At 54.4% G+C, this 13,842-nt stretch carries 9 protein-coding genes; 8 read left to right on the top strand and 1 reads right to left on the bottom strand.

All coding sequences use genetic code 11. From position 1 onward, the window contains the following. The first annotated feature begins 133 nt into the window (after positions 1-133). The 6 genes from ftsE (at position 134) to AC3WJN_RS14125 (ending at position 7,728) form a co-directional block, all read left to right on the top strand. Entirely contained in the window at positions 134-820 is a 687-nt protein-coding gene (gene ftsE, locus AC3WJN_RS14150; protein ID WP_007777963.1) for a cell division ATP-binding protein FtsE, read from the top strand. Beyond that, the gene (ftsX, locus tag AC3WJN_RS14145; protein WP_025844303.1) at positions 810-1,706 is read left to right on the top strand and encodes a permease-like cell division protein FtsX; all 897 of its coding nucleotides are present in this window, start codon (positions 810-812) and stop codon (positions 1,704-1,706) included. The genes ftsE and ftsX overlap by 11 nt, the downstream gene beginning before the upstream one ends. Positions 1,707-1,731: 25 nt before the next feature. Beyond that, on the top strand, positions 1,732-2,931 hold the full coding sequence (locus AC3WJN_RS14140; RefSeq protein WP_007777956.1) for a murein hydrolase activator EnvC family protein: 1,200 nt from the start codon (positions 1,732-1,734) through the stop codon (positions 2,929-2,931). A 97-nt stretch (positions 2,932-3,028) separates the two neighbouring features. After that, positions 3,029-4,498 (top strand): S41 family peptidase, encoded by a 1,470-nt coding sequence (locus AC3WJN_RS14135; RefSeq protein ID WP_007777953.1) that lies wholly within the window; start codon positions 3,029-3,031, stop codon positions 4,496-4,498. Positions 4,499-4,608: 110 nt separating this feature from the next. After that, positions 4,609-5,877 carry a PDZ domain-containing protein gene (locus AC3WJN_RS14130; protein ID WP_007777949.1) on the top strand — a complete coding sequence of 423 codons (1,269 nt, stop codon included), beginning with the start codon at positions 4,609-4,611 and terminating at the stop codon, positions 5,875-5,877. Between the two features lie 159 nt (positions 5,878-6,036). Further along, a complete protein-coding gene (locus AC3WJN_RS14125; RefSeq protein ID WP_007777947.1) occupies positions 6,037-7,728 on the top strand; it encodes a hypothetical protein in 1,692 nt (563 codons plus the stop codon). 67 nt (positions 7,729-7,795) lie between these two features. Here AC3WJN_RS14125 and AC3WJN_RS14120 read toward each other — a convergent pair whose 3' ends face one another. Further along, entirely contained in the window at positions 7,796-8,728 is a 933-nt protein-coding gene (locus tag AC3WJN_RS14120; RefSeq protein ID WP_007777943.1) for a flagellar hook assembly protein FlgD, read from the bottom strand. Positions 8,729-8,906: 178 nt separating this feature from the next. Between AC3WJN_RS14120 and uvrB the strand changes: the two genes are divergently transcribed. Next, complete coding sequence (gene uvrB / locus AC3WJN_RS14115; protein WP_005829898.1) at positions 8,907-10,883, top strand: excinuclease ABC subunit UvrB; 1,977 nt, start codon at positions 8,907-8,909, stop codon at positions 10,881-10,883. Between the two features lie 14 nt (positions 10,884-10,897). After that, positions 10,898-13,765: an excinuclease ABC subunit UvrA gene (gene uvrA, locus AC3WJN_RS14110; RefSeq protein WP_005829900.1), complete on the top strand. Its 2,868-nt coding sequence runs from the start codon at positions 10,898-10,900 to the stop codon at positions 13,763-13,765. The last annotated feature ends 77 nt before the right edge of the window (positions 13,766-13,842 follow it).

The following is a 13,842-nucleotide window of genomic DNA, read 5'->3' as shown; positions in this document are numbered from 1 at the left end:
AGGTATGGCAACGGTTGCCCGAGGGAAGAGGGGTTTTGTCGATTTTGCCTGAAAAAGCAGCATTTCGGCGGAAAAACAAAAAATCAGGATCAAGAGAATATAGAAGGATCTGACAATGTAGGATGTGATTTGCTTGATCGAGATGTTTGATGTTTGGAAAACGTACCCGAATGGCACGAATGCTTTGAAGGGTATCAACATTCGGATTGAAAAAGGCGAATTTGTGTATGTGGTTGGGCCGAGCGGCGCGGGAAAATCCACGTTCATCAAGCTCATGTACCGCGAAGAGAAGCCGACCAAGGGCCAAATTTTTCTCGGCGGATTCAATGTCAGCCGGATCAAGGAACGGCAAATTCCGCTCGTTCGCCGCAGCATCGGGGTTGTCTTCCAGGATTTCAAACTGTTGCCGACACTCACTGTATTCGAAAATGTCGCATTTGCGATGGAGGTAATCGAGAGTAGCCCGAAGCAGATCAAGCCGCGCGTCATGGACGTGCTGGGATTGGTCAAATTGAAGCACAAGGCGAAAATGCTGCCAAACGAGCTGTCTGGTGGCGAGCAGCAACGGGTGGCACTCGCGCGGGCGCTGGTGAACAACCCGGGTATTATTATCGCGGACGAGCCGACGGGTAACCTCGACCCGGAGACGTCCTGGGAGATCATGAAGCTGTTTGAGGAAATCAACCAGCGCGGCACGACTGTCGTCATGGCGACGCACAACCGGGAGATTGTCAACACGATGAGAAAGCGGGTCATTGCCATCGAGGCAGGACAGATCGCCCGTGATGAGCAGAGAGGGGATTACGGTTATGAAGATTAGAACGCTGGGACGCCATGTCCGTGAAGGGGTCAAAAACCTCGGCCGGAACGGCTGGATGTCGTTCGCGTCGGTCAGTGCCGTTACGATCACCCTTTTCATTTTGGGCGTGTTCCTCATCTTGGCAATGAACGTCAACTACTTTGCCAAATCAGTCGAAAAACAAGTGGAAATCAGAGTCTTCATGGCGGACCTTACCCCCAAGGAAGACTTGCAAAAATTCGAACAGAGCGTGCGCAACATGCCGACGGTGGAGTCCGTCGAGTTCATTTCCAAGGACGAAGGCTTGAAGCAGTTCAAGGAAAGCATGGGCGACAAGGCGTACCTTTTTGACGGCTTGGAAAAGGGAAATCCGCTTCCCGATTCTTTTGTGGTCAAGACGAAGCTGCCGCAAGATACGCCGGCAGTCGCCAATCAAATCAAGCAAATGAAATCGGTCAGAAGCTTGAACTACGGGGAGGGGACGGTTGAAAAGCTGTTCGCTGCCACTGACACTGTGCGAAACGTCGGGATCGGCTTCATCGTCGGCCTGGGCTTTACCGCCATGTTTTTGATTGCCAACACGATCAAGCTGACGATTGTCGCGAGACGCCGAGAGATCGAGATCATGAAGCTGGTTGGCGCGACAAACTGGTTTATCCGCTGGCCGTTTTTTGTAGAAGGACTGCTGATGGGAGTGTCCGGGGCGCTGATCCCGATCATCATGCTGACAGTTGGCTACTACTACCTGCTGGATGCTATCAATACCAGCTTCGAAGCTTCCCAACTGTTCAAACTGTTGCCATTGTACCCATTGGTATATCAGGTAGCCCTCGCTTTGCTGGCGATTGGCGCGTTTATCGGAATCTGGGGAAGCTTGGTGTCTGTGCGCCGCTTCTTGCGAGTTTAACATTGGAAAACGTGGGAGGAGTATCATGAGAAAGAGGATCCTATACACACTCTTAATCACCGGCCTCTTGGCTGGTTCTGCGATCCCGACTAACGTGAGCTGGGCAGCCAGCAAAGCATCTTTGGACAAGATCAATCGCGAGTTGAAGGAAATACAGCAAAAGAAGAAACAACAGCAGCAACAATTGAAGCAAACCGAGCAGCAGATCAGTGTCGTGCAAAAGGAACAGCAAGATTTGCAGACGCAACTGATGACGATCGACCTGCGCCGCAACGAGGCGCAAAACAAGCTGGACAAGCTCGAAAAGCAAATGAATGAAACAAAGGAAAAAGCTGCCGAGGCGCAAGATCAACTGGACGAGGCGAAGGATCGGGTAGCGAAGCGGGAAACGCTGCTGAAAACCCGGGTAAAATCCATGTATGAACGGGGAAATGTCTCGTACCTGGACGTGCTGCTCGGATCGTCCGACTTTGGCGATTTTCTGACCCGCATGGAGGGTTTGCAGTTGATCCTTGAGCAGGATACGCGTATCCTAGAAGACAATATTCGCGACAAAGAAACGATCGAGACGAAGAAGAAAGAAATCGAGCATCAACTGACCGTTTACGCGGGAATGCTCGACGAGGCGGAAGCGCTCAAGGCTGAACTGGACAAGCAGTACAAGCAAAGTCTCGTGGTCAAGGCCGAACTGAAGAAAAAAGAGGCCGCACTGGAAGAAGACCTGGAGCAGTACGGACAGCAACTGATCGAAATCACACGTCAGGAAGCCGCCAAATATGCGGAGCGTGTGCGCGCGATGAGCGCGTCCAGCACAGGGTACAAGGGCGGCAAGCTCGGTTTGCCGATCGCGGACGGACAGTTTCGCTTCAGTTCAGGCTTCGGTGTGCGTAAAGACCCGTTTACAGGCCGTTCTGCTGGGCATAATGGTGTAGACATGGCAGCACACAAAGGAACGCCGATCTTGGCTGCGGCTGACGGGGTCGTCATTTTCGCAGGGTATTCCAACGGCTTCGGGAATACGGTAATGATTAAACACAGTGCGGAGATCACCACGCTCTACGGACACATTCGCGAGGGTGGCATCAAGGTTTCTGTGGGACAATCCGTATCGAGAGGCCAAAAAATCGCCGAAGTAGGCTCTACTGGCCGCTCTACCGGAAATCACCTTCATTTTACCGTCTACAAAAACGACGTTGCCGTCAACCCTATGCCGTACCTGAAATAGTCAAGCAACGGGCAGCCAGACAAATATTGCTAACGGCAAATGCATACACTAGCAGCATATCTTTTTGCCGGTAGCACAAAGGATGGTGACGTGAGTAGTGAGATGGAAAGGACGTACCGTATTAGCGCTTGTGCTCATCTCGATGGTGGCCAGCAGCTTTTTGACCATAGCGATGATGAAGACATCAGCCAGCGCGAACGCAACTCAGAATGGGGCGCTGACTGCGTCCACAGGCGCGGTGTTTTCGGGAGGCTCGGAATATCCCCAGGAGTTCAAGAAGCTGTATGAAGCGTTTACAGCGATTAAAAAAGACTACATTCAAACGGTTACGAATGAACAGTTGGTAGAAGGCGCAATCGGCGGGATGGTCGGAGCTTTGGAAGATCCGTACAGCGATTACATGGACCCGAAATCAGCCGAAGAGTTTACCTCGACGCTGCATTCGACTTTCCAGGGAATCGGCACAGAGGTCACGATGCAAAACGGACGGGTTACCGTCGTCTCGCCGTTCAAAGGTTCTCCGGCCGAGCGTGCGGGTCTTAGACCGAACGACCAGATTTTGAGCGTCAACGGAGAATCGCTGGAAGGCTTGGATCTGCATCAGGCCGTGACCAAAATTCGCGGGCCAAAAGGAACGAAAGCCGTTCTGAAGGTCGTGCGCGCAGGAGTGGCAGAGCCGCTCAACATCGTGTGCATTCGTGACGATATTCCAATCGAAACGGTGAATAGCCAAATTATCGAGAAAAACGGCGTAAAGGTCGGCGTGATCGGCATTACCCAGTTCTCGACGGAAACAGCCAAGCACTTCAAGGAGCAGCTTGCTTCCCTGGAGAAAACGGGAATCGGCGGCCTCGTCATCGACGTGCGCGGCAATCCGGGCGGCTATTTGCTGGCTGTCAAAGAAATCGGAGAAGTGCTCGTGCCGAAAAAAGGCGTCATCGTCGCCATTGAGTACGGTGCTGGCGGGCAGCAAAAAGAAGAGTACCGCTCGACAACGGATGCTGCCAAACCGTATCCGATTGCGGTCCTGATTAACGGCGGAAGTGCCAGTGCCTCGGAAATTTTGGCCGGGGCGATGCGCGACAGCGGCAACTACAAGCTGGTCGGCGAAAAGAGCTTCGGAAAAGGCACTGTCCAAAGCACGATGGAAATGACGGACAAGAGCCAGCTCAAGCTGACCATCGCCAAATGGGTCACCCCAAGCGGCGAATGGATTCACAAAAAAGGAATCGAGCCGGACTTCAAGGTCGCGCAGCCTGATTATTTCAATGCGACGCAGTTGCCAGCCGACAAGGAGCTGGCCCGCGACATGGCAGGCGCTGACGTGAAGAACCTGCAACTGATCCTGACCGGACTGAAATTGTCGCCAGGCCGCGATGACGGCTACTTTGACGAAAAGACCGAACAGGCGATCAAGCAGTTCCAGACGGCGAAAAAGCTGCCTGTAACCGGAAAAGTGGACGCGGCGACCCGCAGTCAGCTCGAAGAAAGCTTGCGCGAAACGATGCGCAAGCCTGAGAACGATCTGCAATTGCAGAAGGCGCTGGATGTCGTTACCGGCAAATAGGAAAAATAATCAAGAACAGGGAAGCAGGGAAATTCCGCTTTTCCGTAGAAATGATAACCACGGCAAATCACATGTCGTGGTTTTCTTTTTTTCCATTTGAGGTGAGGCAATTGGCGATTCAGGCAGATATGCTTTCCATTGCATATGGCTTTGCCGCATTTTTTCTCAATCCCGTTTTTTACCTCTTTCTCGGCTTCATTTACTTGCACTATCGCAGACAGATGAAGCTGGAAAGGCAGCTCTTTGCCGCACGCATGCAGTCTCCGCTCCTTTCGACAATCCGCGCAGTAGGGATGGGCGTGGCAGGGGGATTGTGCATCTCTCTTCTCGCCGCAGGACTGGGAGTCGTCGTGCAGGCGCAGGATTTGTGGATTTTATGGGCATTGGCCCTTCTTTTGGCGCTGGTTCGCTTGCGTTTTCTCTGCTTTGCTTATGCGGCGGGTCTGCTGACGGTTTTCCATGTAATTGCCCAACTGTTTCCGGGTTTGCAGGACGTTCCTGGTCTGGGCAGTGTGTGGACAATGCTGCTGCAGGCGAAGCCGATTCCGCTCCTTGCCCTGGTAGCCATCATGCACTTGATCGAAGCGATGCTCGTCCGCTGGAACGGGGGCAGGGACGCTTCTCCGCTGTTTGTCGAAGGACAGCGCGGACGAATCGTCGGGGCTTACTTGTTGCATTCTTTTTGGCTGACTCCGCTTGCCCTGTTCGTCCAGGTGGAGCCGGGGACGATCAGTGGCGCGCTTTATCCGGGTTGGCCGTTTTTTTCAGGCGAGCTTGCTTCCTTCGGACTGATGCTGCTGCCGACGGTTACGGGTTTTTCGGATATGACCCAGACGATGACACCATTGGAAAAGGTCAAGCAAATTTCCAAAAACCTTACCTGGTACGCAGTCGGGCTTTTGGCGCTTTGCGCCCTGTCCGTCTTGTTTGCCCCGCTCGTTTTGCTCGCTGCCCTGTTTGCGTTGTTCGGGCATGAAGCGTTGTTTTTCTGGAGCCAGTGGAAAGAAAGGAAGCGTTCTCCTTACTACATCCAGTCTTCACGCGGCATCAAGGTCATGGGAGTCATCCCGGGCACGCGGGCAGAGGAGATCGGGATTGTGACAGGAGAAATCATCGTGAAGGTCAACGGCATTCCGGTGCGGGACAAGGAAGACTTGTACCCGGCGTTGCAGGCCAATCCGGCTTTTTGCAAAATGGAAGTGCTCACGCGCGAAGGCGAGATGAAGTTTGTGCAGTGCGCTGTCTACGCGGGCAATCACCATCAGTTGGGAATCATCGTGGTGCCGGACGCAACGACTCGCGTATTTGTCGATTTGAAACGATCCAGCGTCGTCGAGCTTATCAAGCAGAAGCTGGAAAAACTGAATGTCGGAGCTTGATGTATCGAACGAGAGAAGGGGAGAAGGTATGCGCCAACGGTTGCGTGCCTTCTTTTTTTTGGATAGACAGGTTCGATAAAAACATTTTTCTGAAAAGCTCGTCTGTTCGTAAAACTTACGCCTGGCTGGCGCGTCTACCTTTACGAGGAAATGAAGGGAGTGAGTCATTTGTCCGATCTGAAAAAAACGGTCTTGTGCGTTTTGACTGGGGCGTTAACGGCGACAAGCATAATGGTTGCGCCATTTGCCGGAGCAAGCGCAGAAAAATCGGCCAGTTCTGTACTCGCAGCGAATGCCGAGAGCGCAGTCCCTGCACCTGTTGCCAAAGGGGTGCAAAAATTGGTTCGGCTGTTGCCGGAACTGTCTTCGCGCAAGGTCGTTTACGGTGGCGATGTGGATGGACCAGGTGTCAGCGGCGTAAAAGTGTCTTTTGTGCGGGCGGCCACCGGAACAGCTCAGGGGGAGGACAGCGCGATTTTTGACCGAGCCACAGGGAATTTGCTCCAGTTGGACCTCGTTCCCGCCAAAATGGCAAAGCCAGCATTTCCGACTGACCAGCAAGCGAAAACGCGAGCGCAGACTTTCCTGACAGGCTTGCTTGCTGGAAATACGTATCAGGCGAGAGAAGTGAAGAAGGAAGAAGGCAAGCTGACGGTCAGAATGGTTCGCAAAGTGAACAATGTGGTGTTCGACGATGCGTATGACAGCTTTGTCAGCTTCGACGCCGCGGGGCGGCTTGTCGGGTTGCGGATGTTTGACGGGCGATTGTATGAAACCGTGAATCTGGCGGTACTCCCTTCGCCGCAGCGCGTCATTTCCGCAGCGCAAGCAGTGGGCAAGTGGAAGGGACAACGCCCGCTGGAGCTGGTGTACTTGCTGCCGGAGCAGGAGCAAAACAATCAGACGGCAGCGCGTCTCGCCTATATTGTCAAGGATGGAGTCATTTCGCAGGAGCATACCGGCAGTGCCTTGGACGCGTTCAGCGGAAAAAGGCTGGCAGCACCAGTCCAGCAGGCACAAATTTTGAACGTGACCGGGACAGGGGAAAAGTGGAGCGCGCAGACCGAGAACGAGGCCCGCAATTTGCTGCGCATGCTGTTCAAGCTCGAATCCGCTAATTTGCCGCTTGCCGTATTGGACGAGAAGTACGATGACGGCCAGGAGCGCCGTTTCTTTATTTGGGGTTACTTCCCGGAGAGTGTCGCCGATGCGGACAAGAAATACCACATCGGAAGTTTTCCGGTAGGGATCAGCCAGGCCCAAAAGCACCATATTATGCTCGAAACCGATGCCAAGACAGGGCGGCTGATTCGTTTTGTCTACAAGCAGGCAGATGAGCAGTGGTCCACCGCCAAAACAGACAAGAGCCGGGATCGCAAAGGGGCGGAAGCGTTGTTGCGAAGACTCGTGCCTTCCGGAAGCAACCAGTTGAGGCTTGCCGATGTCGGCACCGACAAATATACGACGCTGGTGGCCGACCCGCTTATCGGCGGCGTTCCTGTCTACCGGATCGGGCAGATGAAAGAAGAAGGGATGTACACGATTACCGCAAATGCGTGGACGGGCAAGGTCGAGGAAGTTATCGTACAGCGCCCGGACAACATGGTCTTCCCCGCTCGCGCCAAGGCGATCAATGAACAGGGAGCGATGGAGCGATTGCTGCAAGCCATGCCGCTTGAACTGACCTACATTCACCAAAAGGATCGGCAAACAGGCGCGATGAGCTGGAAGCTTGGCTATGACCTGTCCTTCCGCCAGACCCGCTCGCACTGTTTTTGCGGGGGCGATGTGAAGATAGATACGACGTTGTATGTCGATGCGCTTACGGGACAGACGGTCGTAAAAGAATAGGGACAAGTAAAAAGAAAAAGCCGCACGCTCCAGAGAGAGCAAGTGCGGCTTTTTCGCATAGAAAGGACTAGGCGCTCGCTTCAAACCCGGTGATTTGATTCAGCGCAATTTTTTTGTCATCGGTCAAGACGAACTCCACGACGCCGTTTTTCATGCTGACGGCTTTAATGACACCGTTCAGGCTGTTGTCCGTGGTCGAGCCGTCTGTATTGGTTTGCTTTTCCGTATAGGTGATGTTGAAGCCGATCATTTGGGCGTACTGCAGCGAATTGCTCATGACGCTGCTGTCCGGCCTGACGCTCATGCCCACGACCTGATCGAGCTTGACGGTCATGCCGTTATCGAGCGTAAACTGCGTGGCGCCGTCTTTCATGGAGAAGCCTGTGACGACTGCGTTGGCGATTTCATCTACTTTGGTGATGTCGTCTGTGGTCGCCGGATTGCCGTCTTTGTCTACTTCCTTGGTCGTCTTGTACGAGATTTCCTTGCCGATCATGTTCATGAACTTCACGCTGCTATCCAGCGCATTTCCGGTCATGCCCTGCGATTCCAGACCTTTGATGTCCGCGAGCGGAATCGGGGTAGACTCTCCGGCGATGCGGAAGTAAATCTTGCCGCTGTCCATGTAAACGGCTTCGAGCACGCCTTCCTTCGTCTCTGTCGCAGTTTCTCCCGTCACCTCGTCTTTGGTCGTGAGGGAGTAGGTGGCGGTGCGCCCGATCAGCGACTCGTACTTTTCCAGCGTCAGCATGCTGTTGTTCGATTGCTCCATCAGCGTCGCCATCTTGGTGATTTTTTCCACCATGGTCATCATGCTCGTTTGCTGGATGAACTGGGAGTTGTCCATCGGGGACATCGGGTCCTGATGCTTCAACTGTTCCAGCAGCAGCTTCATGAAGGCGTTGTTGTCAAGCTCTGTGGTGAACTCCTTTTTACCTTGATAGCTCATATGTGGTTGAATATAAGGATTATTTTTAACGGTGGTTCCGATATCTGACATGTCGATCCTCCCTGAAGGTGGCGAGTCTAACCGTACGTGCTTGTACACTACTACTTATTATCGGTATAATGTGTCGAAGGATGAAGACAAACATTTGTTCGAATTTCGGCTTATCATAGCCGGAATTGTGTTATAATGGAAATAGAAACAGTTATGCAACGAGGAGATGAACGAGGGAATGGACCGTTTTGAATTGGTATCGGAGTATCAACCGTCCGGTGACCAGCCGACCGCGATCGCCGAACTGGTAGCGGGGCTTCAGGCAGGCAAGCGGCACCAGACGTTGCTCGGGGCCACTGGTACGGGAAAAACCTATACGGCCGCCCAGGTGATTGCCCAGGTGAACAAGCCGACACTGGTGATGGCGCACAACAAGACATTGGCTGCCCAGCTATGCGCAGAGTTCAAGGAGTTTTTCCCGAATAACGCGGTGGAATACTTCGTCAGCTACTATGACTACTACCAGCCGGAAGCGTACATTCCCCAATCGGATACGTTTATTGAAAAAGACTCCAGCATCAACGACGAGATTGACAAGCTGCGTCACTCGGCGACCAGTGCCCTGTTTGAGCGGCGCGACGTCATTATTGTGGCGTCGGTATCGTGCATCTACGGCTTGGGTTCGCCGGAAGAATACAAGGAGCTGCTGCTGTCGCTGCGCGTCGGCATGGAAAAAGGACGAGACGAGATTTTGCATCGGCTGGTCGACATCCAGTACACGCGCAACGACATCAACTTTACGCGGGGGACCTTCCGGGTGCGCGGAGACGTCGTGGAGATTTTTCCGGCGTCACAGAGCGAGCAGGCGATTCGCGTGGAGTTTTTCGGAGACGAAATTGAGCGGATCACCTCCATTGACGTGCTGACCGGAGAGATTTTAGGGCAGCGCGACCACGTAGCGATTTTCCCTGCGTCCCACTATGTCACCCGCGAAGAAAAAATGAAGCTGGCCGTCCAAAGCATCGAGGCGGAGCTGGAAGAGCGGCTGGCAGAGCTGCGCGCAGCCGGGAAGCTGCTGGAAGCGCAGCGGCTGGAGCAGCGGACGCGCTACGATATTGAGATGATGCTGGAGATGGGCTTTTGCTCCGGGATCGAAAACTACTCGCGCCATCTGACGGGGCTTCCGGCAGGGCACGCTCCGTACACGCTGATGGATTACTTTCCAGAGGACTACCTGCTGTTGATTGACGAGTCGCACATGACCTTGCCGCAGGTGCGGGGGATGTACAACGGCGACCAGGCGCGCAAGAACGTACTGGTCGAGCATGGATTCCGCCTGCCGTCTGCGAAGGATAACCGCCCGCTGCGATTCGAGGAGTTTGAGCAAAAAATCAACCAGGCGATATACATCTCGGCAACGCCCGGCCCGTATGAGCTGGAGCACTGCCCGGAACTGGTGCAGCAGGTCATTCGCCCGACAGGACTGGTCGATCCGACGATCTCGGTGCGCCCGATCAAAGGGCAAATTGACGATCTCATCGGGGAAATCCAGGCTACGATTGCCAAAAACGAACGCGTCCTCGTCACGACATTGACGAAAAAAATGTCGGAGGACCTGACCGATTACTTGAAAGAGATCGGGATCAAGGTCCGCTACTTGCACTCCGACATCAAGACGATCGAGCGGATGCAGATTTTGCGTTCCTTGCGATTGGGCGAATTTGACGTGCTGATCGGGATCAACCTGTTGCGGGAAGGTCTGGACTTGCCCGAGGTTTCGCTTGTCGCTATTTTGGACGCCGACAAGGAAGGCTTCCTGCGCAACGAGCGCTCCCTGATCCAGACGATCGGGCGGGCAGCCCGGAACGCCGAAGGGCGCGTGATTATGTACGCGGACAAGATGACGGACTCGATGAACTCGGCGATTCGCGAGACGGAGCGCCGCCGCGCCATCCAGCTCGCCTACAACGAGAAGCACGGCATCACCCCGCAGACGGTGAAAAAAGCTGTGCGCGAAGTGATTGAGGCGACAAAGGTGGCCGAGGAAAAAGCGGACTATTTGCCACACGCCGATTTCAAGAAGATGCCGAAGAAAGATCGACTGGCTGTCATCGAACGCATGGAAGAAGAAATGAAGGAAGCGGCGCGCAACCTCATGTTCGAGCGTGCGGCCGAACTGCGTGATTTGATTCTGGAGCTGAAGGCGGAACTCTAAGGAGAGGTTTTTTCATGCCATTGGAACATATTGTCGTCAAGGGCGCGCGTGCCCACAATCTGAAAAACATTGATGTAGTGATTCCGAGGGACAAATTCGTCGTATTGACGGGTTTGTCCGGCTCGGGAAAGTCTTCCCTTGCTTTTGACACGATTTACGCAGAGGGACAGCGGCGCTACGTGGAGTCTCTCTCTGCCTATGCCCGCCAGTTCCTCGGGCAGATGGACAAGCCGGATGTGGATTCGATTGAAGGGCTGTCGCCCGCTATTTCCATCGACCAGAAGACGACGAGCCGCAACCCGCGCTCCACAGTCGGCACGGTGACGGAAATCTACGACTATTTGCGTCTTTTGTATGCGCGTGTGGGCAGAGCGATCTGTCCAGAGCACGGCATCGAAATTCAGTCCCAGACGATCGAGCAGATGGTAGATCGCCTGATGGAGTACCCGGAGCGCACGAGAATGCAAATCCTCGCGCCCATGGTACAGGGACGCAAGGGAGAGCACGTCAAGCTGCTGGAGGACATTCGCAAGCAGGGCTTCGTGCGCGTGCGTGTGAACGGCGAAATTACCGATTTGTCCGAGGACATCAAGCTGGAAAAAAACAAAAAGCACAACATCGAAGTCGTGGTGGATCGCGTCGTCGTGAAGCCGGATGTGCAGTCGCGTCTCGCGGACTCTTTGGAGACGGCTTTGCGCCTCGCGGACGGCAAGGTGATCGTCGACGTGATGGAGCAGGAGGAGCTGTTGTTCAGCGAGAAGCACGCCTGCCCGATTTGCGGATTTTCCATCGGCGAGCTGGAGCCGCGAATTTTCTCTTTCAACAGTCCGTTTGGCGCGTGTCCGGAGTGCGACGGTTTGGGCGTAAAGCTGGAGGTAGACCCGGACATGGTCGTTCCGGATGCGACCAAGACGTTGCATGACGGCGCGATTGGCGCCTGGGAGCCGAAGTCGTCGACTTACTATCAGCAGTTGCTGGAATCGGCTTGCCGCCACTTTAACATTCGCATGGACATTCCATACGAGGAGCTGCCCTCGGAGCAAGTGCAGATTTTGATGTACGGCAGCGAAGGGGAGAAAATCCAGTTCCGCTATGAAAATGAGTTCGGGCAAGTCAGGGAAGCGGTTGTGCCGTTTGAAGGCGTCATTCCGAATCTGCAACGCCGTCATCTGGAAACCAGCTCGGACTACATTCGCGAGCAAATCGAAGGCTTCATGAGCCAAAAACCTTGCCCTGTCTGCAAAGGGCACCGTTTGCGTCAGGAGAGCCTCGCTGTGAAGGTTGGAGAGCGCAGCATTTCCGAGCTGACGACGCTGTCGATTCTCGATGCACACCAGTTCATTAATGAACTGGAGTTGACCGAGCGGGAAGCGAAGATTGCCAACCTGATCGTGAAGGAAATCAAGGCACGGCTCAACTTTTTGATCGACGTCGGGCTGGATTACTTGACTCTGAGCCGGGCGGCCGGGACATTGTCCGGGGGCGAGGCGCAGCGGATCAGGCTGGCTACCCAGATCGGCTCCAGCCTGATGGGCGTCCTCTACATCCTCGACGAGCCGAGCATCGGTCTGCACCAGCGGGATAACGCCCGCCTGATTAAGACCCTGGAGCATATGACCAAGCTGGGGAACACGCTGATCGTCGTCGAGCATGACGAAGATACGATGATGGCTTGCGACTACATTATCGACATCGGGCCTGGTGCGGGTATTCACGGTGGCCAGGTAGTGTCTGCGGGCACGCCGGAAGAAGTGATGAAGGATGAAAACTCGCTCACAGGCGCCTATTTGAGCGGTCGCAAGTTCATTCCGGTCCCGCTGGAGCGCAGAAAGCCTACAGACAAATGGATCAAAATCGAGGGCGCGAAGGAAAACAACCTGAAAAACGTCACAGCGAAAATTCCGCTGGGATTGTTCGTCGCTGTGACAGGTGTATCAGGCTCCGGGAAAAGTACGCTCATCAACGAGATTTTGCAAAAGGCGCTGTCGCGCGATCTGAACGGCGCCAAAGTAAAGCCGGGCGAACACCGCCGCATCGTGGGACTGGAGCATCTGGACAAAGTCATTGATATCGACCAATCCCCAATTGGCCGGACGCCGCGCTCCAATCCGGCGACGTACACAGGCGTCTTTGACGACATTCGCGATCTGTTTGCCTCGACGAACGAAGCGAAGGTGCGCGGTTACAAAAAAGGTCGCTTCAGCTTCAACGTCAAAGGCGGGCGCTGTGAGGCGTGCAGCGGCGACGGGATTATCAAAATCGAGATGCACTTTTTGCCGGACGTGTACGTGCCTTGCGAGGTGTGCCACGGCAAGCGCTACAACCGGGAGACGCTCGATGTAAAATACAAGGGCAAGAGCATCGCTGACGTGCTGGAAATGACGATTGAGGATGCGGTGGAGTTTTTCCGCAATCTGCCGAAGATCGAGCGCAAGCTGCAAACGATTGTGGACGTCGGCCTTGGCTACATGAAGCTGGGACAGCCTGCAACGACTCTCTCCGGCGGGGAAGCGCAGCGCGTCAAGCTGGCCTCCGAGCTGTATCGCCGCAGCACAGGGCGCACGCTGTACATTTTGGATGAGCCGACAACAGGCTTGCATACGGATGACATCGACCGTCTGCTCAAGGTGTTGCAGCGCCTGGTGGAAAACGGCGACACAGTACTCGTCATCGAGCACAATCTGGATGTCATCAAAACGGTCGATTACATCGTCGATTTGGGGCCAGAAGGCGGTACCCGCGGCGGACAGATTGTCGGCACAGGTACGCCGGAAGAAGTGGCGCAATTGGAAGGCTCGTACACGGGAACGTACTTGAAGCCGATTTTGGAAAGAGATAGAGCGAGAACCATGGCCAAGCTGGAACAGTTGGTATCGAAGTAAACAAAGATGGCCTCCCTGGCAAAAGCAGGGGGGCGTCTTTTTCTGTCCAAAACAAGCCGGGCAAGAAAAAGGGAACC

The sequence above is a fragment of the Brevibacillus sp. FW306-2-1A-C05A genome (assembly GCF_058781555.1).
Note: the sequence above shows the minus strand (reverse complement) of the source record. Positions and strands in the feature narration are given on the sequence as shown.